The organism is Cocleimonas sp. KMM 6892 (genome assembly GCF_035798195.1).
Classification (GTDB): domain Bacteria; phylum Pseudomonadota; class Gammaproteobacteria; order Thiotrichales; family Thiotrichaceae; genus Cocleimonas; species Cocleimonas flava.
In genome coordinates this window covers 23727-47255 of the sequence record NZ_JAPFBV010000010.1, presented here as the reverse complement: position 1 = coordinate 47255, position 23529 = coordinate 23727, and the positions used below count along the sequence as shown (strand labels likewise).

Sequence of the window (23529 nt, the reverse complement as noted above, 5' to 3'; positions counted from 1 at the left end):
GTTTATGGATGAATAAAGATAGAGTTGTCTGGCATGAAGGTTTATTCCTAAGACCTCAGCATCTACAGCAACAAGAACGTTTTATTCAAAATTGGGTAGAAGGTCGCTGTCAGGGAATAAGACCTTTTAACTGGGGTGTAACGAATCTTGAAATTGACCCTCAGTTATTAAAACTGGGAAAGATAGCGATTGTTCGTGCTCAGGGAATTTTTGCTGACGGGACACCGTTTGATATCCCGAATGATACACCTGCACCAGCTCCCTTTGAGGTGCCTAAGGATGATAAAAACTGTTTGATTTATCTCGCTGTGCCATTAATTCAGCCAAATGCTCTTTTGATGACCGAAGAGTCAGAAGGGAAAAACAAATTAACCCGATATCAAATCAATGACATACAAGTTGGAGATTTGCATACAGGAAAAATTCAAGGGGAAGCAGACTTACAAGTAGGTTGTTTAAATATAAGCATTCTCTCTGAAAATGACAAATTGAACGCATACAGTGTCATTCCAATAGCTCGAATTGTTGAAAGTACTAAAGATAAATTAGTGAAATTAGATGAATCCTATATTCCAGCAGTAATGCATTGCAATACATCTGAGCAAATAATGGGTTTTATCAAAGAAGTTCAAGCGCTTTTAAAACATCGTGGCGAGGCTTTGGCCAGCAGATTAGCAGCTCCTGGTTCTTCAGGAGTATCAGAGATTACTGATTTTCTGATGTTGCAACTCGTCAATAAATACGAGCCCTTGTTCAGACACCTACAGTTTAACAAAGATATCTTCCCTGAAGAGCTCTACCGAATTTTAATTGTTTTAGCGGGAGAATTAGCCACATTTACCAGTGAGACAAGGCGTCCAATCGAGTTTAAAGAATACATTCATGATCAACAGCAGTTCTCATTTGAATTTGTCATGAATGAAATTAGAAAAGCACTAAGTTCAGTTATAGAGCAAAAAGCCATAGGTCTGGATATTGAAGAACATAAGTATGGCATCTGGGTTGCCGTTATTAATGACAAGAGCTTACTGGATAGTTGTACATTTGTGTTAGCGGTTAAAGCTGATGTAGCCACTGAAAAAATAAGAAGCAAATTTCCAAGACAAAGTACGATTTCGAGTGTAGAAAAAATACGCGAATTAGTTAACTCACACATCCCTGGTATCGACTTGACTGCATTGGCTGTTGCCCCTCGACAAATTCCGTATCACTCAGGATTTTCATATTTTGAAATGAATTCTGCTCACGAATTTTGGGCGCAACTTTCAACTTCAGGAGGTCTAGCCGTGCATGTTGGTACGAAGCTAGAAAACCTGGAATTAGAGCTTTGGGCAATTAGAGACTGATATTGATTGTTAGTTGTAGTTTGTAGTGAATAGGTAGTTAAAAAGTAATTTTTTAATGAGGTATTGATATGTCTAATTCAGATGACCCATTCTTCTCTTCAGGTGGTTCAGATCATACTATTATCAGACCAGTGCCTGGTGGTAGAAGACAGGATATTGAAAGACAGGTCGAGTTCAATACGAGTTCAGAAGGTAGTGAAATACCATTACATAACCTGGGCAAAATTAATCCTCTTGAAAGTGCGGCTTCGGCGTTACTCGCTATCATTTCACGTTTATATAATAGTCCTTCGCATAACAATCCAGAGCAACTTAAACGGAAGTTGGTAGATGAAATTAAAGCTTTTAACTTAAGTGCAGAAAAAGAAGGTTATGACCAACAAACAATAGAAAACGCACGATATGCGCTATGCACAACAATAGATGAAGCGATATTTAATACGCCCTGGGGACATGAAAGTGGCTGGGGCGAAAACAGTTTACTCAGTATCTTTCATCAAGAAGTTTCAGGTGGTGATCAATTTTTTCATAGCTTGAAAGATATTGGACAAAACCCCTCTAAAAATATCGATTTACTAGAACTCAAATACGTCTGTCTGGCGTTAGGGTTTCAAGGCAGATATAGAATCGTCAATGCCGGAAAAGAAAAACTATTTCAAATTCGGAATTGGTTAAGTGAATTAATTCGCAAGCAGCGCGGTTCTAAGGAACCTCTCTTATCGCCTCATTGGCAAGGTGTTGAGACAGAAGCAAAAGGTTTGTCGAAAACGATACCCTTGTGGGTCTCCATTGCAGTTGCGTGCGCATTACTTTTAGCGTTGTTTTTAGGGTTATATTCTCTGCTCAATTCAAAAGCAGAACCCGTGAAGAGGGAGATCGTTAAGCTGGATGTTCCCGAGGTACCGATTCCACCAAAAATATCAGAAATAGAAGCCATAAGAGCGCAATTACCGATAGAAATAGGTAAAGAGTACGTAGATGTAAGGCCGAGAGAGAATGATGGCAGAACACTTATCGAATTAAGAGGTGATCGTGGTTTGTTTGCTTCGGGAAGCGATCGGATTACTGAGCAACGTGAGCCACTTATTAAGCGAATAGCAACGATAATAGCTGCTCCTGAATACAATGCGCATAGCATTAGAGTCATTGGCCATACGGATAATGTCCCGATAAGAAATTCGATTCGATTTGCCGATAACTTTGCTTTGTCTAAAGCGAGAGCAACGACCGTAAAAGAAATGCTGCAAGACTTTGCACCTAACCTGAGAAATAGAATAACGGTTCAAGGTAAGGGAGATATCGAACCACTTGATGCCCGATCAACTAAAGACGCAAGAGCTAAAAATCGACGCGTAGAAATCATACTCGATTGAGAGACGGGAATACTTGATGAAAAAAATATTTGGAATACTTAAACAGTCCTGGTTTCAATCACTTCAAGGTGTAATTGCTATATCCGCACTTATCTGGTTTCTGGGGCCGCTTTTAGGTTTTGGTGGAAGGTTACCGTTTGAATCCAGACAAAACAGGATGATTCTGATTCTTGCTATTGCTGTAATCTGGGCATTGTATTACTTGTGGAAGGCATTCAGAGCAAGACAAAAAAACAAGCAAATGCTCGATCAGATATCAGATGATTCACAGTCATCACTGTCTCCAGAAGATGAAGCTACCGATAACGAAATAGGTCATCTCGACAGTCGCTTAAAAGAAGCGGTGGAGGCACTCAAAGGAGTCCGTTTAGGTGACAAGCAGTCATCAGATAAGCAATACCTGTATCAACTACCCTGGTACATTATCATTGGTCCACCAGGGGCAGGAAAAACAACCTTACTAGCAAACTCCGAATTAGAGTTTCCCTTATCCGAGAAATATGGAAAAGAAGCCCTGCATGGCGTTGGCGGTACTCGAAATTGTGATTGGTGGTTTACTAACGATGCGGTTTTATTGGATACCGCTGGACGATATACCACGCAAGACAGCAATAAAAATGTAGATAAAGGATCTTGGTTAGGATTTCTGGATTTATTAAAAAAGTATCGAGGCAGACAACCCATAAATGGCGTGATTGTAGCAATCAGTCTGGTCGATATGATGAAACTCTCTGAAGATGCTTTGGAAAGCCACGCGAATTCTATTAAAGACAGAATCACGGAATTGTATGAGCAGTTAAATATCACAATCCCAGTCTATATGATGTTCACCAAAAGTGATCTTCTTGCCGGTTTTAGTGATTATTTTGATGATATAAATAGAGAAGATCGGAAGCAGGTTTGGGGCACGACTTTTCCATTAAATGAACCCTCCAGTGTGAATAACACCGAACTCTTTATTAAAGAGTTTGAATTACTGGAAGATAGAATTCATGGACAGGTATTAAGTAAACTTGAAAAAGAAAGAGATCTGGAAAGGCGTCAGGCGATCTATTTGTTTCCGCAACAATTCAGCTCATTAAAACTAAAGATGAATGATTTCCTGGGTAAGGTTTTTCAAGATTCACAATTTCATAAACCTATTATGTTCAGAGGCTACTATTTTACCAGTGCAACGCAGGAAGGCACGTCAATTGACAGAATAATGGGATCGCTCGCCAGTGGTTTTGGAATTGCCAGACAACAACTCTCTAACTTCTCAGGTCAGGGTAAAAGCTTCTTTATAAATGGCTTATTAAAAGATGTGATTTTTAAAGAATCTGGTCTTGCTGGTGTTAATCGTAAGTTTGTTAAAAAGATGCAATGGGTTCGTAACGGCTTGACGATCGTTATTGGTCTGGCGACTATTGCCTTAGCAGGCTTATGGTTTAACAGTTATCAACAAAATCAAAAATTGATTGATGAGTATGAGCAGCAGGTAAAAGTCATTGAAAACCAAATTGAAGCCGTGCCCTATAAAGGCACCTTGGAAGATCAACTACCTTTATTAAATCAACTTAAAAGATTAACGCAGAGCTACTCTGATATTACAGAAAACCCAAGTATCTTTGCCCGTCTTGGCTTATATCAAGGCGATTCTTTAAGGTTGATCATGGATGAAAGATATCGTGAGTTACTACGTAAAATTTTAAGGCCTCATGCGAAGGCAAATCTGGAAGAATTAATCAGTAAAAATATCGATAATCCAACCGCATTATTTGGCTTATTAAAAACCTACTTATACTTAGCAGGAGAAGCGCCAGCAGGTGCAACTTCGCCTTCAATAGGGAATGTAGATTGGGATGGTGACGGCAACAGCAATGATGATCAGGATGTGACTTTAAGTGGTCATTTTAATGCCTTGTTAAAAGAGCCTCCTAGTGATCCTATCACTGTAGATGAAGGCCTTGTATCACAAGCGCGAGAGTTATTATCAAATGACCCAGCTAAGCTAGCATATATTCAGTTGAAAAATGGAGCACTAAATAGCCCGATAGTACCTGATTTTAAAATTGCAGAGTTTGAAGGTTTAAGTTCGATAAGCAGTAGTTTTGAAAGAAAAAGTGGCAATCCATTTCTTGTCGGAATACCCAGTCTGTTTACCAAAGAAGGCTTTTCAAAACTCTTCCTGCCTAAATACAACGATATCGTTAAAAACCTGAAAGAAGACCGTTGGGTACTTGGCGATTCTCAGCAGATTTTGAGTGATACAGGCACGATAAAATCAACGATTCAGCAACTCTATCAAGATGATTACATTCAAACATGGAGCAATTTACTGTTAGATTTACAGATTCGCCCTCTCGAAAATACCAAACAGGCATCAGAAATTCTTCGGCCATTAACTGCTGATAGCGGCAACTTGTTTACTCATATTTTAAAAGCACTGCAAAGCGAAACCGACTTTAGTGACGACAATAAATTACCTTTAATAGGCGATGCGATTGAATTGAAAAAGACCTTGAAAGTCGTCGATAGTCATTTTAAGCCCCTGCATAAATTAGTCGCAGAAGATCAGCTAAAAGAGACCATGCAACTCATAGACGATTTATATAAAGGCCTGTATCAGGATATATCAGGGGGGAAGGGCACCTCAGATAAAGTAAAAACAACCTTGGCAGAATTAAATGCAGCTGTAGATAAACTCCCTGAAATAATGCGTATCTGGTTGAATAAACCGATTCTTGAAGCAAAGCAAATCATAGGAATAGAAGTAACCAAAGGGGCAACTAAGGAACTAATACAAGCAGCGGGTGCTGACTTATGTGAGCCTTGTGAAAAAGCCTTTAAAAATAAATTCCCATTCAATCAACGTTCAAAAAAAGGCGTTGATATTTCGGAATTTAATAACTTTTTTGCCATAGGCGGCGTGGCAGATACGTTTAAAAAATCCAACTTAAAAGAAACGGATGACTTCGACCCGAGTGTGGTCAATACCTTAGATAACATGCTAGCTGAATCAGAACGTTTGAGATCTGTTTTTTTTTCAGCAGGAAATCTTAATATCAATTTAACCTTGAAATTGATTAGTGCCAGCCCTGATGTTGAAAAGATACAGCTATCAATAGGTAGCACCAAGAATAATTTTTTTCCAGGTTCTGCAATTAGACCACAAGAAGTCTATTCGTGGCCTGCATCACCCATTACAGCAGTGGCAAACTTTAGAAACCCTGCCATTGCACCAAAGTTCATTACCTTAGCCGACGCAACTGATCAGTGGGGTTTATTTAAATTAGTCAGAAATGATCAGATAAGAATCCCTGCATTTGGCAATGCAGTTTTCGAAGTTAAAACGCCCACACTCAAAGAGAACCCATTTAAGTTTTTTAGCAAAATGAAAGCCCTTAAATCATGCAGGTGCCCAAAGTGACAGAAGAAACATCGATCATTGGTTATTACGGTAAAGTCCCTTCAAAAGGGGATTTTATAACAAAATCATTACCCAGAAATTTCACAGATCCATGGGATGCCTGGCTACGGGAAGTACTCGCCCACAGCAAGTCAGAATTAGGTGAAAGCTGGATGGAGTCCTACCTAACAACGCCCCTGTATCAATATGTGTTAGCTCCGGGAATATGCGGAAACCAGACCTGGTTAGGAGTAATGATGCCAAGTGTCGATAGTGTCGGTCGGTATTTTCCAATGACGATATGCAAGTCATTTCCCATGAATACAAATCCACTGCAACTCATCGAAACCAGTAGAGACTGGTTAAAGTCAGCTGAGGATATCCTGCTTTATTGTTTAGAAGATGACTTTTCGATAGAGCAATTTGATGAAAAACTATCAGTCTTAGGCAACCAGAATGGTGACGACAGTACCATTACCTTAAAGAAATCTACGATGAATCGCTATGAAGATTCGGCCTGGAATTTCCCTGTACATGAAAATGAAAGTTTAAGAGTCGTTTACCCAGAATTAGTCAACAGTATGTTGAACACTTTTTATCCTTCATACAGCGTCTGGAGGACATTCGGCTCAGAAAAAATACCGCCGAGTTTTGTCATAACTGAAGGCCTACCTCCACATAAAAGTGTCGCGACATTCATGGATGGAGAGTGGGATAAAAGAGGGTGGAGCGATGAACAGATTATTAGATAGTAAATTCACGTTTCAGTCCATTGGCATAACCAATCAGGGATGCGTAAGAGATCACAATGAAGATGCTTTTTTAGAATCGAGTGATAAAGGGTTCTGGGTCGTTGCCGATGGTGCCGGTGGTCATCAGTCTGGAGATGTTGCCAGTCAGTTAATCGTAGAAAAGCTCTCAAAAATTAAGAAAGGCCGCTTTTTTGGAAGTTTTGTTAATAAAATCAGCGATAGCTTACAAGAAACAAACGACGAACTTATCGAGAAAAGTGGTGGAGAAGAAACCAGAACACTTATTGCGAGTACGGTGTGTGTCTTAATCGCACAGAGAAATAGTGTTGTTTGTTTGTGGTCAGGTGACAGCCGTATCTATCAATTAAGAAATAATCAATTATCACAACTCACCAGAGACCATAATCGTGTTAATGAATTCATTGATGCGGGTTTTAGCCCTGAAGATGCTGAAAAGTATCCATTAGCGCAACACCTAACCGCAGCGGTAGGTGTGACATCTCCACTGTTTACAGAAACTCAAAGCTATGAAGTGGTGGAAGGGGATATCTACCTGCTTTGTAGTGATGGACTGTTTAAAGAACTCAGTGATAAGGATATAGAAGAAATTTTACAGCAAAATAGCCTTAAATATGCGGCACAAGAACTCATGGATTTAGCCTTAGCCAGAGGTGCCACTGATAACGTCACGGTGTTATTGGTTAAAACCGCTTTGAATCAGTAAGGCACCCCCGTACTTTGAGGGCTTTTTTTTCGCTATTTATTATTTTCTTGAATAAACGCCTTAATCTTAGGTGCAATCATTTCACGGAAACGACGACCATTAAAGATTCCATAATGACCCACACCTGGTTGTTCGTAATGGTGTTTTTTGTTTTTAGGAATACTGCTTAAGATTTCATGCGCAGCTTTTGTCTGACCTTTTCCTGTAATATCGTCATTTTCACCTTCGATGGTTAATAACGAAGTGTTAGCAACGACACTGGTGTCGATCTTCTTTTCTTCAAAATGCATTTCACCTTTAGGTAAACGATGTTCGATGAACACTTTGCGGATTGTTTCAAGATAGAAATCAGCCGGTAAATCCATAACAGCTAAGTATTCGTTGTAGAATTTTCTATGTGCCTCGGCGCTATCACCATCACCTTTGACTAAATCGCCGAAGAATTTGTAATGCTTTTGCACATGGCTATCCAGATTCATGCTCATAAAACCAGAAAGCTGAATAAAGCCTGGGTAGACTTTTTGTCCTGCACCAGGGAAATCGCGTGGTACGGTGTTGATGACTTTAGTTTCAAACCATTCTAGGTCTTTTCCTGTGGCAAAATCATTAATCTCTGTGGGGCTTAAACGGGTATCGATCGGCCCACCCATTAACGTTAATGATTTAGGTACATTCGGGTTATTGCGCTCAGTCATTACGGTAGTTGCAACAATAGCAGGAACACTCGGTTGGCAGACGGCAATCAGGTGCGTATTTGGGCCAAGATGATCCTGAAATTCGATCAGGTAACGGACATAGTCATCAAAGGTGAATCCACCTTTTTCGACAGGAACATCACGGGCATTTTTCCAGTCTGTAATATAAACCTCGTGGTCAGGAATAAACTGTTCTACCGTGCCTCTTAGCAAAGTGGCGTAATGACCTGACATTGGTGCGACCAGTAAAATCTTGGGGTGGTTATGTTCACCTTCGCGTTTAAAATGTAACAAGTCACAGAAGGGAAGTGCATGAACCACTTCTTCTGTTACTTTGGTTTCTTTTCCATCAACGTGAGTTATCGGCAAATCAAACTCAGGTTCTTCGTAGGTATTCGTTATGCGTTCTATTAATTCTAATTGGGCTATCGTCGGTCGCATAAAAAAGTCAAAGTTATAGGGCAGTGCTGATGTTAACGACAGTTGTGTTTTCCACGCCTGTGCCCAAAAATTCAAAGGTTTTAACGACTTATTAAACTTGTGTTGTAAGTGATATAACATGGTGATTGGTAGCCCCGATTATTATGTGTTATTAGAATGTGAATTATTAGTAATTCAATTTTGCGCTGCAGCAAGCGCAACATTTATACGCTTAAGATGAGTTAATGCAAGTTTTCCGTATTACTAGGGGGCTTTATGCTTATTTTTTGTTCATAAATGCGCGCATTATCTTTCTAGCAAATTATTTTTCTTTAACAATCACTTTAAGGCACCCCCCTACTTATGGGCGTTTTTTTAAAGAGTTGCTTATTTAAGGCTATTAAAAATAGTCTATTTGAATAATCGACTTCTGTGCTCATCACCAACCAAACTTCACTATCCGACCATCATTTTTCGCTATTCTTTTTTCGACCATTATTTTTCAAAGGAAAGGCTAATAAATACGACCTTTATCAAACAAGTCTCAGTTATTTTTACCTAAAGAATAAAATGCTACTAAAGTATAAGTTAAAGACTTATAAGAAAATGATTGTTAACCAGAAGAGGGAGAGTAATGGCAACTACGTTAAAGATTGGAGATAGCGCATCAATTACACGTTCATTCACAGAACAGGACGTGATCGATTATGCAGAATTATCGGGTGATAAAAATCCCGCGCATCTTGATGCAGCTTATGCAGCGGCTACACAATTCAAACACAGAATCGTTCATGGAATGCTTGTCGGAAGCTTGTTCTCTGCGTTATTAGGTGCGCACTTACCGGGTGAAGGCACTATCTACATGGGTCAGAACCTGCAATTTAAAGCACCGGTCTATTTTGATACAGAGATAGTGGCGAGTGTTGAAGTGATCAAAATACATGAAACTAAACCGATAGTGACTTTGAAAACAACGTGCATAGATGGTGACGGAAATATCCTCGTTGAAGGAGAAGCTGTTGTATTTGTACCGTGGTTAACACGCGACTAATTTGTTTTTTGAATATGTATGAATTAAGCCTGATATAGCTGGCTCAACGCCTGTTTTTTAAGTGTTGACTTTCTGTTTAAAGTCTCTATTATTAGAGATTGTGCAGTGCAGCAATTTATAAAGATGGTTTGCTGTACTAAAAATTATTTACACTATTTATTAAGGATTCTATTATGTCTACTAACAACCCATTTGATTTCACAAAAGCATTTGAGCAATTTGATCCAAGCAAATTAGCAGAGCAACTACAAAGTACCTTTAACATGGATGCTTTCAGTATGGATGCATTTAACGATACGCTTAAAGGTAAGTTTGATTTTGATGCAATCAAAGCATCACAAGAAAAAAACATGGCATTATTAATGGCGACTAACCAAACGTTTGCAGATAGCTCTAAAGTATTGCTAGAACGCCAGGCTGAAATGTTAAAGCAGGCTATGACAGAAGCTACAGATGCGATACAAGCACTTGCAAGTTCTGGTTCACCACAAGAAGCTGCAAGCAAGCAAGTTGAATTAATCCAGCACGCTTACGAAAAAGCTTTAGCTAACTCTACTGAAATCAGCGAAATGGCTAAAAAGACTCAAGAAGAAATTGCTGAAAAAGTAAGCAAGCGTCTTGAAGAAAGCATGGAAGAGTTCAAGAAAACATTATCTGACATTGCTTAATAGCCTGAATAAGATCTGTTAAGTTACATTAGTTACTAATTACGTATTTCAATTACACATCATTGAATTCTGGAGGATGATATGTCCGATTCTAAACAAGAAGATTTAAACGCACTGGGGTTTGGGTCTGCAGCTGAAGAAATGAGAAATAACTTCAAGCATGTAGAAGATCTCATGAAAGTATTTGCCGAAGCTCACGAAACTAAAGATATGGACCCGTTTAAGCTTAGTGAAGCTTATTCAAAATGGTTTACCGAAGCGGTTAAAAACCCAGGAAAAGTTATGCAAGACAGCATGAATTTCTGGACTAAATCCATGCAACTAGGTCAACAGGCTTTGACTGGTGCGTTCTCCGACAGTGATGAAGCTAAAGCTGACCCTGTGATCACTGAAGAAAAAGGTGATCGCCGTTTCAAGCATGATGATTGGACAGAAAAATCTGCCTTCAATTTAATCAAGCAGTCTTATCTTCTTACTTCAGAATACATGCGTAATTCAGTATCCGATGTTGAAGGTTTGGATGATAAAACCGCTGAAAAAGTAAAATTCTTCACCGAGCGTTACCTTGATTCGATGTCACCTACAAACTTCGCGGCTACGAACCCTGCAGTTTTAGAAAAAGTGATTGAAACAAAAGGCGCGAATCTTGTTCATGGTTTAAAGAACATGCTCGAAGATTTAGAAGAAGGCGAAGGCCAACTTAAAATCCGCATGACAGATACCTCAGCATTTACGCTGGGTGAGAATGTTGCGACAACGCCGGGTAAAGTTGTTTTCCAGAACAAAATGTTCCAGCTCATTCAATACACACCTTCAACGGATACTGTATTGAAGCGTCCTTTATTGATTGTTCCACCATGGATCAACAAGTTCTACATCATGGACTTACAGCCCAAAAACTCAATGCTGAAATGGATGGTCGATCAAGGTCACACCGTATTTGTCGTTTCATGGATTAACCCTGATGAAACCTACAAAGAGGTTGGTTTTGAAGATTATGTCACAGAAGGTGTGGTGACAGCTGTCGATGCAGTAGAGCAAGCTACCGGCGAAAGTGAAATCAATGCAATCGGGTATTGTATTGGTGGTACTTTATTATCGACTTCTTTGGCTTATATGAAAGCGAATGGCGATAACCGCGTTAAATCTGCGACCTTCTTCACCACCATGATTGATTTTGCCGATCCGGGTGAGTTAGGTGTGTTTATCGATGAAGGCCAAATTGCTAGCCTCGAAAAATCCATGGAAGAAGAGGGCTGTCTGAAAGGTTCCAAGATGTCAGGCGCGTTCAATATGTTACGTGCTAACGACTTGATCTGGTCATTCTATGTAAATAACTATTTACTGGGTAATGATCCACGTCCGTTTGATTTATTGTACTGGAACTCGGATTCAACACGTATGACGCCAACCATGCATTCATGGTATCTACGTAATATGTATAAAGATAACAATCTTTGTAAGCCTAATAAATTGAGTGTTAAAGGTACGCCAATCGATATTTCTAGTGTCGATATTCCTGTGTGCTTTATTTCTGCGGTAGAAGATCATATTGCTCCTTGGTTATCAACTTACTCAGGTGCGAAATTATTCTCAGGCGATACCCGTTTCATCCTTGGTGGATCAGGTCATATCGCTGGTATTATCAATCCGCCAGAAGCGAAAAAATACGGTTACAGAGTGACAGATACACTACCTGATGACCCACAGGCTTGGGCTGATGCAGCTGAAGTTAATGAAGGATCATGGTGGCCAAACTGGGACTCTTGGGTTCGTCCTTTAGATAACGAAACTGTTAAAGCACGTGCGGTAGGTAAAGGTGGTTTAAAAGCTATCGAAGATGCACCAGGTACATACGTTAAGTGTAAAGTCGATGATCCTTCACCGGTTGTTGAATACACCAAACTTGACCCTGCTAAAAAGCCAAAGCCCGCAACAGCTAAAAAAACAGCTGCTAAAAAACCAGCTACTAAGAAAGCTGAAGCCAAGAAAGCCGAAGCAAAAAAACCAGCAGCTAAGAAAGTTGAAGCGAAAAAACCGGAAGCTAAAAAGCCAGTAGCGAAGAAACCTGCTACCAAAAAGCCAGAAGTTAAGAAAGCTGAAGCGACAAAACCAGTATCAAAAAAAGCGGAAGTAAAGACTGCAGAAGTTAAAAAGCCAGCTGCCCCAAAAGCAGCACCGGCGGCGAAAGCTAAACCTGTTACTCAGTCAAAACCTGCGGCTAAAAACGCGAAACCTCAGGCGAGTCAGGCTCAGTTGGATTTAAAAGCAGAAGCGCCTAAGAAGCCAGCGGCTCCTAAAGCAGCACCTGTAGCCGAAGCTAAAAAAGCAGCTCCGACAGCCTCATCAGCAAAAGACGACTTAACGGCAATTAGTGGCGTTGGTCCTAAAGTTGCAGAAATGTTGAACTCTTTGGGTATCAATGCGTACTCAGAGATAGCGGCGATGACACCGAAGCAAATCCTGGAAAAAATGGATACGTTAGATGTTAAAAACCGACGTTTTGATACTAGCACTTGGCCCGCACAGGCTAAGGAGTTAGAAAGCAAAAACGCAAAGAAAAAGTAACGCTTCAATTAACCCTGAAAACGTACTTAAGGCCATTCATTGAATGGCCTTTTTGCTTTTTGGGTTTAGCCTAATTAATCCTATTTATTTAAGCCACCCCCCACCTTTGAATGATATTAGGTTTTTATTTGTTTGTTTATTGGCATAGTTTCTTTATTGTTCTGCTGATTGTTGATAGCAATTTGGCTTTAAACTCAGACTTTGTTTTTGTTTTCGCCTTTGTGTTTGCCATTGTTTTTGAATCGTCTTCTGGTTTTTTAACAAAGGTAAGCTCCCAACGTTCTCTGCGTTCAGACATCCAGTCTTGTTTATAACGTTCATTACCCGTCAAAAAATCAATCTCCTCAACCTTATCAGTATCAATCACATATTCCATTAAGTACGCCATTAGAATAGACCCGGGAGAATACTGTTGCCATGATTGATCATAAACCAGCCTGAAAATACTCGCTTTCCGGTTCACTACATACCAAAGGTGAGCCGCAACCGGGTGGTCGTCAAGGTATAAGATGGCAAGTCTTGTCCAACCAGAGTTGGATGCTTTATGTGTAAAGCCTTGAACAATCTGTTCGTATTGCTCATTTGCCTTCCAGCTCACTTTATAGATGTCGTGATACTCAGTTAAGGCTTTCTCGATATCATCGCTTATATGGAGTCGTATCTCATAACCATGCTCCCGTTCAAGTTTGCGTTGCTTGCGAACGATGGTATTGCGCACTTTAGAAGGTCGCTCTGCCACGTAATCGGTAAAGCTTTGTCCTTGTGTTCGATGAAACCAGTTATAAAAACGAAAGCGTCGATGGCATGAGAACCCGCAAGATTCCATCGTGAGTTGTAACTTTTGTATATTTTCATCATCTTCAGCAACAGGTTGAATGGTTAGATAGTCAAACGAGAGTGTTTTTAATCCCAGGCAGAGACAGTTAAGAGTCTCTTGTTGCTGGTTTTCTGCCAGTAACAGGGAGAAGAGAGCACTGTACGAATGGCAGAGTGAAGTCCATTCCTTATTTTCACGAGTAATCAAAGGTAAGATTGCGAGAACGCTAGATTCATTATCCGTGTTCTCATCAATTACACAGGCTAGCAGTAGTTTTTGCTTATCATCGAGTGCGGATACAACAATGTTTTCAAACCAGTGACGTGAGAAGAAAAGGCTGTGGTTCTCCGCTTGTGTAAAAAGCGCAGCGCTACTGCTGGAAAGCTGATTCCAGTTGTTGTAACAGATGAATTTCATTGATTCTAAAAAAGTGCCTCAAAGTAGGGGGGTGACCTAATGAATACTTATTTTAGCTTATCTAAGGTGTTGTTATCCCAATAAGGTTTTAGTGCTTTTTTAGTGGTTGTTTAAATAGCCCTTGAGTAGCCCTGTGCTGAAACAGAACAAATAAAAAGCCGTTCATAAGAACGGCTTTTTATTAAGCGACAGGTTTTAAATCTATTAAATATTCATTTAAAACATATCAGTCAGGAACTATGCACGCTCTACAGCAAGTGCGATTCCCATTCCGCCACCGATACATAAAGTCGCTAGACCTTTCTTTGCATCTTCGCGTTTCATTTCGTGGAGTAATGAAACCAATACGCGCGCTCCAGAAGCACCGATTGGGTGTCCGATTGCAATTGCGCCGCCGTTTACATTGATCTTGCTTAAATCCCACTCCATGTCTTTGTTAACTGACATTGCTTGTGCAGCGAATGCTTCGTTAGCTTCAACAAGGTCAAGATCGTCAACAGTCCAGCCTGCTTTTTTCAAGCATTTCTGACTTGCAGAAATAGGACCGGTACCCATGATTTTAGGGTCAACACCTGTTGATGCGCTTGCTACGATTTTAGCGAGTGGTTCAAGACCAAGCTTCTCTGCGTTTGAACGTGTCATTACAACAACCGCTGCTGCACCATCGTTGATACCAGAAGCATTACCCGCTGTAACGGTTCCTTCTTTAGTGAAAGCAGGACGTAATTTACCTAGGCTTTCTGCGGTTGTGCCAGGACGGATGAATTCGTCTTCAGCAAAAACAACTGGGTCACCACGACGTTGTGGAATTTCAACAGGAATGATTTCATCTTTAAACTTACCCGCTTTTTGCGCAGCTTCTGCTTTTTGCTGTGAACCAGCGGCAAAAGCATCTTGCTCTTCACGTGTAAAGCCGTATTGATTAGCGATATTCTCTGCCGTCATACCCATGTGGTAATCATTAAATGCACACCATAGACCATCTGTGATCATGGAATCTTTCATTGTCCAGTCCATCATCTTCTGACCGTTTCTTGAATGCGGTAGAACATGAGGTGCTGCAGTCATGTTTTCCTGACCACCTGCAATCACGATATCAGCATCGCCACAAGCGATCGCCTGATACGCAAGTACCACTGATTTTAAACCACTGCCACATACTTTGTTGATTGTCATAGCAGGCACTGATTCTGGAAGTCCAGCTTCGATTACTGCCTGACGTGCAGGGTTCTGGCCTAAACCAGCTGTTAATACGTCACCCATGATGACTTCGTCCACACTTGCAGGATCAATACCTGTTTGCGCAACGAGTCCTTTGATGACGTTTGCACCTAATGTTGATGCCGGAACAGAAGCCAGGCTTCCACTGAAATTACCGACTGCTGTACGACCCGCCGCAACGATTACTATGTCTTCGCTCATTTTTTATATCCTTTTATGTTTACTAAGAGATCCATATCTGGAGATCTATATCCAGAGACTCCTATTTAGAGACTCTTAATTAGAGATCAATAATTAGAAATCTGATATTTGGTATGTTTTAACATTGTTAGCGCTTGTTAGACTTAATTAAAGTCAATTAAAGTCAAACAAAGGATAAGTTATTTAAAATAATTTAAAACTACTCAATCTTAAGCAATATTAAACAACGTCAAATAGAGTATAGAACCCATATACAAAAATACCCTCAATAATCATCGATTAAAGAGGGTATTTATTACTTATTATTCACTGCTGTTAAAGCTGAAAACAATTTAGTGACTAACGAATAGTCCGCCGTTTACAGGAATACAAGCACCTGTTGTGTAGCTATTGTCTTCACTTGATAACCAAAGTACTGCAGATGCAATCTCAGCTGGCTGAGCCATACGACCCATAGGGATGCCACCGATGATTGAAGCTAGTACGTTTTCTGGCATTGCTTCTGTCATTGCTGTAGATACGTAGCCCGGAGCAACAGTGTTAACTGTAACGCCTTTGCGTGCGCCTTCATAAGCTGCAGACATCGTGAAACCATGAATACCTGCTTTAGCAGCAGAATAGTTAGGTTGACCGAATTGACCACGTTGGCCGTTTACAGAAGAGATGTTGATGATGCGGCCGTAACCACGCTCAGTCATTCCAAGAAGAACTGGCTTAGTAACGTTGAATGCGCTGGTAAGGTTAGTGTCGATAACTGCTTTCCATGCATCGATATCCATGTTTTTGATCGTTGCATCGCGAGTGATACCCGCACAGTTAACTAATACGTCGATTGGTCCAACATTGCTTTGAATATCAGCAATCATTGCGCCAGTCGCGTCAAAATCTGTTACATCACATGGAGCAAGTTCGATATCAAACCCTGCTTCTTTTTGAGCTGCTTGCCAGCTTTCTGCATTTTCTTTATCAGCAGGGAAGTAGTTTGCTACTACTTTGCAGCCTGTTGCTGCAAGTTGTCTACAAATCTCTTCACCAATTCCACCTGTACCACCCGTTACTAGGGCAACATTGTTTTTTCCCATCTTTTTTACTCTCCATCTTCTAGCGGTTATAACAAAAAGGCCGCACCACTTATTCTATTTTTCAAGAAAAGGTGGTGAGGCCCAGTGTATCTATATAGTGCGACTAATTATGACAATAGTCAAAACCAGCCGCCTCTATTTTTTTCAATACTATTTTGCAGCTTTAACTGCTTTTTTTGCAGCTTCAGTAGCTTCAGTTGTAGTCTTCTTTGCAGATTCAACAACTTTATCCATGTTGCCTTTAGCAGTCTTTAGAGACTTTTCAGAAAGCTTCTTGTATGCGTCACGGTTAGTTTCAACAGTAGACATTGCTTTCTTCCAGTTACCCATTGCAAAGTTAATTGAGTTTTGGAACATTTCGTTCTGCATCTCGAAGAAATCTTTAGGGTCTTTAGCAGCAGAAAGTTTTTCAATGTTCTGCTCTGTAGTTGAAGTTAAACCTTCAGTCATTTCTTTCTGTTGTGCGAAAAAAGCTTCAGTTGTTTTAACGTTTAGCTCGCCGAATTGCTTAAGAGTAGCTAGGCTGTCATTAGCAATTTTAGTGTTTAAATCGATCCATTGTTGCATGGTTATATCCTCATTAAGGTCAGTAAATTAAATTGTGCGGTGCAGCATTGCTGCGTTGCAACAAATATAGGAGAACGCCATAATCATGTCAAGTATTATTTTATAAATAATTGAAAATAAAACGCTGCAAATGAGCGTATATAAAGGATTGGGATCTTTTTAACTTGGCCTTGAGGCTATTTTTATAATGAAATTAATAAGCTATAAAAACAGCCCCAAAGTATGGGGGTGCCTTTCTTTGACTTATCAAAAATCAAGAATGATAAGTCAAATGAGTGAATTATCCGTTTCAAGCATCGAAACGGTAAGTTCACTAAAGTCCATCATGGATTCCGCAAGGAATCGTCGATGTAGAATGGTGCTACGATTACAGTTATTTTTGTTACTAGAATTTGTCGTTTACTTTTCTTTTTTATCGCTATCTGGACTCGTTTCACTACCAGGAGTCATAAAGTTCTCCTGCATCTTTTTCCAGATATCCATATTCTTTTTAGTACTGGTGGTCCAGAAATCCATCGGATTATAATCTGCAAATTCTTTAAAGCGTTCTTTCATGGTGTTTTGTTGCTCTTGAAAGAAGTTCAGGTTTTTATCCATGAAATGCATAAACCCTTCTCGAGAGGTTTCACCGTTATACCGGATAAAGTTGATTAGGTTATCGGTAGAAAATAACGGTTCTTTATTAGATTCTTGTTCGAGAATTATCTGCAATAGAATGCTACGTGTAATTTCTTCCTCGGTATTACTGTCGATGACTTTGATCGGAATACCGCGTTCAATCATATCTTTAATTTCTAGTAACTTGATGTAACAACTGTCTTCGGTGTCATAAAGTCTTCTATTGGGATATTTTTTTATAATTCTAACGTCAGATTCCATACTTCAATCTCTTTACCTAATTTAAAATAACTGTCACTTAGAAAGCTTCTAAGTGGTATAAAATGCAGTCTATTATCAGAGACTGCTATTCTTCATAGTTTTGTTCTATTACAATATCAAAATCACAAAGTTCTTAACTATACATTATCACCTGATTCTCATCCTCATATCTTTATAGAAATATTAACACCATGGTGGAAAATACCTCATTTAACGACGAATGGAATAAGCTACAAAAAAGGTTTTGGGATAATGTAGGCTCAAGTTTTACACCTTCTGTTGCTAATGGTGACGATATTACTCCGTCACCGCAACATTCATTATTTAATCAATGGTTAAACACTGTCGATAAATGCTGGCAGGATCATGCCGAAGTGAGCTCGGGTGATATCGATGCGTTGTATAATAAAGTTTACTCCTCCAGTCGATTTTTTATTAATTTTAGCGAAACTTTACACAAGAACCCAAAAGGTGAAACCGCAGATGTTCTAATGGTTAACTACCTAAAGGAATTTACTGAAAATGCTTCTGTTAGTGCTACTGGTTTCGCTACGGCTGTGGATACTTCTACAAAAAATAATATTGATGGCAACTCCGAGAGCACTTTAGATAGCTCTTTGGATAGTTCTTTAGTTAACACCTCTGATTCCGTTTCAGAAGAGAGTAAAGCCAAAACGAATCACCATACTCAGCAAGAATCGAAGCAGGCCGATTTTTCCGCAATGCATCAGCTCTGGCAACTGCCGATGGCTAACTGGCAGCAACAAGCCACTTTTTTCACATCACAAAATCAGTCTTTAAAAGCGTTGGCTGATTACGTCGGAGATGCCGCAAAAAATCCAGAATTCTCGGCTGCATTGGAAGCGTATTTAGTCGCTCTGCAAGAACTCCAGCAGCTATTCTTTAAGCTAATGATCAATGTCGCCAAACTAACCGTTGAAGCGTTGCAGAAAAATACCGAACAACCGTTGAGCGCAAAACAGATCTTGTCACTTTGGTTGGAGTATTTCGATACTCAGTACTTGGATGTGATTGCTACAGAAAGTTACTCTCTCATCTATGCCAAGGTGATTAATAGCTGGTTACTCGTCATCGATAAATCAGATAAAACTTTCGCTGAGTTTATGCAAGATACTGTGCCGTCATCACCTGTGTCATCGTCATCTTCGTCTAACAACCCTCATCAATAACTGAATGAATAATCAAAAGTCATTCGATGAATTAAAGGACTATGGCGAAAAGTTCGGCCAGCTGCTGCAAGGTTTAAAGCAACACGATGGCCTTCTGCAGGAACAGTATTCAGAACGTGAACTTGTGCTGGAACACGATAAATTAAAACTGTATCACTATGTGCCTGACCAACACATACAAAAAAGGGAAGCAGACACAGTACAAACTGATCAAGTACAAACACCCGTTTTAATCGTTTATGCATTGGTAAATCGTCCCAGTATTTTAGATTTGCAACAAGGCCATTCTGCGATTGCACAAATGCTCAAATCTGGACTCGACGTTTATCTCATTGATTGGGGGTATCCCGATGCTTCTGATAAACACTTGGATCTGGATTACTACATCAATACTCAGATCGATGCCTGTGTCGATCTCATCTGTGACACAACTGATCATAAACAAGTAAGCCTGATGGGGATCTGTCAGGGCGGGGTGCTTGGCTTGTGTTACAGCAGTTTGCATCCTCAGCGTGTTAAGAGCTTGGTGACATTGGTGACCCCCGTTGATTTTCATACCGAGCCGGATACCTTGAGTAATCTTGTGAGACATGTCGATATCGATTTAATGGTCAAAACCATGGGAAATATCCCGGGTGATATGCTCAGTAGTACCTTTCTTTCATTGCGCCCGTATTATCTACAGCTGAAGAAATATTTGAATCTGGTTGAATCGACAGCACAGCTTGACGAGAAAACCAAAGAACGTATCGCAAATTTTATTTTGATGGAACGCTGGATATTCGATAGCCCAGACCAAGCCGGAGAAGCCTTTCGTGAGTTTGTGCAGGGGTGTTATCAACAAAACCGATTGATAAAAAACACGCTCAAAGTAGGGGGGTGCCAAATTGATCTTTCTACGTTAAACATACCTGTTCTGAATATCTATGCAGATCAGGATCATCTGGTGCCACCTGCATCATCTAAAGCACTGGAAAAATTAATCCCCGCTAATCAATATCAAGAGATGTCTGTTAACGGCGGACACATCGGTATTTTTGTCAGCCCTAAATCTGTTAAAGCTATTTTCCCCGCTATCGCGGATTGGTTAAGAAAGCATTCTTAATTGACGTTTTAAAGACTTTCCATGGCGCATTCTGTGCATTGAAAATCCATTTCAGAGGTTATTGTTGATTCATAGTTATTATTCGTACATAAGAAATTTGAGTCCTGTTGATCAATGTATAAATTAAGAAAATAACTGGTTTTACTCGAAAACATTAGTAAATCAAAAGCTAAAAAATTAACAAGGTGGATACCGTTAACATGTCAAAAAATACACAACCCTTATCAGACATAGAAATTGCTCGCAATGCAACCATGCAACCGATTCAGGATATCGCTGACAAGCTTGAAATTCCCAGTGATCACATTTTAAATTACGGTAAGCATCGCGCAAAAATCAGCCGCGAATACGTCGAAGCCCAATCTGATCGGCCTAATGGAAAACTGATTCTTGTGGCAGGTATCACGCCGACCGCAGCCGGCGAAGGTAAAACAACAACCTCAGTAGGCATGGGCGATGGCTTGAGTCGCATTGGTAAAAAAGTGGCGATCTGTCTACGCGAGCCTTCTCTAGGGCCGTGTTTCGGCATGAAAGGTGGCGCAGCAGGTGGTGGTTATTCTCAAGTCGTACCGATGGAAGAAATCAATCTGCATTTTAATGGCGACTTCCATGCGATTGGCGCGGCACATAATTTGTTATCAGCGATGATTGATAATCACATCTATTGGGGTAATGAACTCGAATTAGATTGTCGAAAAGTCACCTGGGGCAGGGTGATGGATATGAATGATCGTTCATTGCGTCAGCTAACCGTTGGTTTAGGTGGGGTGTTTAATGGTTATCCACGTACTGATCATTTCGATATTACGGTTGCCTCCGAAGTAATGGCGATTTTCTGTCTGGCGAATGACCTCAAAGATTTACAAGAACGGCTGGGCAATATCATTGTCGGTACAACGCGTGATGGTAAAGACATTTATGCCCGAGATATAAAAGCAGTCGGCGCAATGACAGCCTTATTAAAAGATGCGATTCAACCGAATCTGGTTCAAACCATGGAAGGCACACCGTGCTTTATCCACGGCGGGCCATTTGCCAATATCGCACACGGTTGTAATTCGGTAATCGCGACTAAAACAGCGCTTAAACACGCAGATTATGTGATTACTGAAGCCGGTTTCGGGGCAGATTTGGGCGCAGAGAAGTTCTTCGACATTAAAATGCGTAAATCAGGTTTGAAGCCAGATGCCGCCGTTATCGTCGCAACTATTCGTGCCTTGAAAATTCATGGCGGTGCAGAGCAAGATAAGCTTGGTGAGGAAAATCTCAAAGCGCTCGAAGATGGTTTTGTTAACCTTAAACGACATGTTAGTAATACGCGCAAATTTGGTATTCCTGTGATGGTTGCGTTAAATAGCTTTAGTGCAGATACACAAGCGGAACGAGACTTACTCTTGGGTTTATGCGAACAAGCAGGCATCAGCGCGGTGGAATCAGATCACTGGGCACGCGGTGGCGAAGGTGCAGAGGCATTGAGTCAGGCGGTGGTCGATATGATCGATAATGAGCCAGCTAATTTCGAGTTTTTGTATAACGCACAACTTTCACTTTGGGGTAAAACACGCACTATCGCTCAAGAACTTTACGGAGCAGAGGACATCATCGCCGATAAAAAAGTGCGTAACCAGTTCGAAGCATTGGAAGCGAAACACGGTGATTTACCCATTTGTATCGCAAAAACACCGTTGTCATTCAGTACCGATCCATTATTGAAAGGCGCCCCAAGTGGACATGTTGTACCGATTCGTGAAGTGCGATTATCGGCTGGCGCAGGTTTCGTCGTGGTTGTCTGTGGTGACATCATGACAATGCCAGGTTTACCAAGAAAACCTGCAGCAGAAAGTATTTACGTTAGAGAAGACGGAGAAATTGAAGGTCTATTCTAAAAACGATACTAAGCACGACCTTAAATAGATTTTAGGGTCGTGTTTTCCATTACCTGAGCCCACACAATTTCTAAATCATTCTCCTAATTATTTATTATTACACTAAGTTGAGTCTCAACCTGTTATGGTTTAGTGCTTTAAGGTAAGAAGTAATAATTATAATGAATCTTAACTGGATAGAAGATTTTCTTACCCTTTCTAATTGTGGAAATTTTCGCATAGCTTCGGAGCAGAGGTTTGTCTCTCAGCCTGCATTTAGCCGACGTATTCTCTCACTCGAAACCTGGGTAGGCGCCACACTGATAGATCGTAGTAGACAACCTGTGTATTTAACTGAAGCAGGCGAACTTTTTAAGCCAGTTGCGCAAGAGATAGTGCGTCTGGCATATCTCTCAAGAAATGATATTCAGGTAAAAAAGAGAGAGAAAGAAGAAAAAATTCGTTTTGCTACCTTAAGTACGCTGGCTCAATACTTTATACCTTCCTGGTTAAAGAGCATTCAGGAAAATATCGAATCAGAATTATTCAGTGTAAGAACGGATTTTGCGAATGTAGAAGATTACTTAGGTGCGTTGGATGAAGGGGAGGCAGATTTTTTTATTTGCTATGAAGATCCAACAGAATTGTTGCTGAATGACATGAAAAAGTATTCATCATTACAATTAGGCGTTGAAGTGTTGGTGCCGGTGGTAAGCCCAGATAGTAACGGAGAACCGAGGTGGTGGTTGCCATCAAACCCTCAAAAGGTTATCCCTTATCTTCAGACTCAATACACTTCATCTCTTTTGCCGGTAAAGCATCATCTTGATAGTCGCTACCGTAATCTCAAGTTTTTATCTGTTTATCAATCGACTATTGCAGCTTCATTGTGTGCGATGGCTCGTGAAGGATATGGCGTAGCATGGGTCCCATTATCAATTGCAATTAATGATTTAGACAAAGGATTGTTAGTTCGTGCAGGTGATGAAAACGACGAAATCAAACTGGTTATAAAAATTTATAGAAACGCCAATATCATCCCACCCCAGGCAGAAAAAATATGGCAGATGTTACTGCACAAAGACTCCCGATTCTAAAACTCCTGATACTAACAACACTCTCAATGCACGCTGACTGTCGGTCAGGCTTTTCAATTCAAGTTCGAGATTCTGCCCTTTACTCTGAATCACTAGCGTAACG

Annotated in this window: 18 protein-coding genes; 12 read left to right on the top strand and 6 right to left on the bottom strand. The window is 40.3% G+C overall.

Annotated elements, in window-relative coordinates; genetic code table 11:
• The first annotated feature begins 8 nt into the window (after positions 1-8).
• From tssK to OO007_RS19525, 5 genes are all read left to right on the top strand, one after another.
• The gene (tssK, locus tag OO007_RS19545; protein ID WP_325810080.1) at positions 9-1346 is read left to right on the top strand and encodes a type VI secretion system baseplate subunit TssK; all 1338 of its coding nucleotides are present in this window, start codon (positions 9-11) and stop codon (positions 1344-1346) included.
• A 68-nt stretch (positions 1347-1414) separates the two neighbouring features.
• Positions 1415-2719: a type IVB secretion system protein IcmH/DotU gene (gene icmH / locus OO007_RS19540; protein ID WP_325810079.1), complete on the top strand. Its 1305-nt coding sequence runs from the start codon at positions 1415-1417 to the stop codon at positions 2717-2719.
• A gap of 16 nt (positions 2720-2735) precedes the next feature.
• Positions 2736-6128, top strand: a complete 3393-nt coding sequence (tssM, locus tag OO007_RS19535; protein WP_325810078.1) for a type VI secretion system membrane subunit TssM — start codon at positions 2736-2738, stop codon at positions 6126-6128.
• Positions 6125-6859 carry a type VI secretion system-associated protein TagF gene (gene tagF, locus OO007_RS19530; RefSeq protein ID WP_299873428.1) on the top strand — a complete coding sequence of 245 codons (735 nt, stop codon included), beginning with the start codon at positions 6125-6127 and terminating at the stop codon, positions 6857-6859. Before tssM ends, tagF begins: the two co-directional genes overlap by 4 nt.
• Entirely contained in the window at positions 6840-7583 is a 744-nt protein-coding gene (locus OO007_RS19525) for a PP2C family protein-serine/threonine phosphatase (RefSeq protein ID WP_165874672.1), read from the top strand. The genes tagF and OO007_RS19525 overlap by 20 nt, the downstream gene beginning before the upstream one ends.
• 32 nt (positions 7584-7615) lie before the next feature.
• Here OO007_RS19525 and OO007_RS19520 read toward each other — a convergent pair whose 3' ends face one another.
• Positions 7616-8839 carry a polyhydroxyalkanoate depolymerase gene (locus tag OO007_RS19520; protein ID WP_131905746.1) on the bottom strand — a complete coding sequence of 408 codons (1224 nt, stop codon included), beginning with the start codon at positions 8837-8839 and terminating at the stop codon, positions 7616-7618.
• 493 nt (positions 8840-9332) lie between these two features.
• Here OO007_RS19520 and OO007_RS19515 point away from each other — a divergent pair, with 493 nt between their 5' ends.
• From OO007_RS19515 to phaC (OO007_RS19505), 3 genes are all read left to right on the top strand, one after another.
• Positions 9333-9749 (top strand): MaoC family dehydratase, encoded by a 417-nt coding sequence (locus OO007_RS19515; protein ID WP_325810077.1) that lies wholly within the window; start codon positions 9333-9335, stop codon positions 9747-9749.
• 173 nt (positions 9750-9922) lie between these two features.
• Positions 9923-10417, top strand: a complete 495-nt coding sequence (locus OO007_RS19510; protein WP_131905744.1) for a phasin family protein — start codon at positions 9923-9925, stop codon at positions 10415-10417.
• An 81-nt stretch (positions 10418-10498) separates the two neighbouring features.
• Positions 10499-12985, top strand: a complete 2487-nt coding sequence (gene phaC, locus OO007_RS19505; RefSeq protein ID WP_325810076.1) for a class I poly(R)-hydroxyalkanoic acid synthase — start codon at positions 10499-10501, stop codon at positions 12983-12985.
• A gap of 136 nt (positions 12986-13121) precedes the next feature.
• Here phaC (OO007_RS19505) and OO007_RS19500 read toward each other — a convergent pair whose 3' ends face one another.
• From OO007_RS19500 to phaR, 5 genes are all read right to left on the bottom strand, one after another.
• Positions 13122-14219, bottom strand: a complete 1098-nt coding sequence (locus OO007_RS19500) for a GNAT family N-acetyltransferase (protein ID WP_325810075.1) — start codon at positions 14217-14219, stop codon at positions 13122-13124.
• 237 nt (positions 14220-14456) lie between these two features.
• Positions 14457-15641 (bottom strand): acetyl-CoA C-acetyltransferase, encoded by a 1185-nt coding sequence (locus tag OO007_RS19495; protein WP_131905741.1) that lies wholly within the window; start codon positions 15639-15641, stop codon positions 14457-14459.
• Positions 15642-15973: 332 nt separating this feature from the next.
• Positions 15974-16723 (bottom strand): acetoacetyl-CoA reductase, encoded by a 750-nt coding sequence (phbB, locus tag OO007_RS19490; protein ID WP_131905740.1) that lies wholly within the window; start codon positions 16721-16723, stop codon positions 15974-15976.
• Between the two features lie 150 nt (positions 16724-16873).
• Complete coding sequence (locus tag OO007_RS19485) at positions 16874-17290, bottom strand: phasin family protein (protein ID WP_131905739.1); 417 nt, start codon at positions 17288-17290, stop codon at positions 16874-16876.
• 399 nt (positions 17291-17689) lie between these two features.
• On the bottom strand, positions 17690-18169 hold the full coding sequence (gene phaR, locus OO007_RS19480; protein ID WP_131905738.1) for a polyhydroxyalkanoate synthesis repressor PhaR: 480 nt from the start codon (positions 18167-18169) through the stop codon (positions 17690-17692).
• Between the two features lie 191 nt (positions 18170-18360).
• On the opposite strand from phaR, the gene OO007_RS19475 reads away from it, so the two are divergent.
• The 4 genes from OO007_RS19475 to OO007_RS19460 all read left to right on the top strand — a co-directional run bounded on the left by OO007_RS19475 (position 18361) and on the right by OO007_RS19460 (position 23426).
• On the top strand, positions 18361-19359 hold the full coding sequence (locus tag OO007_RS19475; protein WP_325810074.1) for a poly(R)-hydroxyalkanoic acid synthase subunit PhaE: 999 nt from the start codon (positions 18361-18363) through the stop codon (positions 19357-19359).
• Positions 19360-19363: 4 nt separating this feature from the next.
• Complete coding sequence (gene phaC, locus OO007_RS19470; RefSeq protein ID WP_325810073.1) at positions 19364-20464, top strand: class III poly(R)-hydroxyalkanoic acid synthase subunit PhaC; 1101 nt, start codon at positions 19364-19366, stop codon at positions 20462-20464.
• Between the two features lie 200 nt (positions 20465-20664).
• Positions 20665-22350 carry a formate--tetrahydrofolate ligase gene (locus OO007_RS19465; protein WP_325810072.1) on the top strand — a complete coding sequence of 562 codons (1686 nt, stop codon included), beginning with the start codon at positions 20665-20667 and terminating at the stop codon, positions 22348-22350.
• Positions 22351-22511: 161 nt separating this feature from the next.
• Positions 22512-23426 carry a LysR family transcriptional regulator gene (locus tag OO007_RS19460; RefSeq protein WP_131905734.1) on the top strand — a complete coding sequence of 305 codons (915 nt, stop codon included), beginning with the start codon at positions 22512-22514 and terminating at the stop codon, positions 23424-23426.
• Positions 23427-23529: the final 103 nt, after the last annotated feature.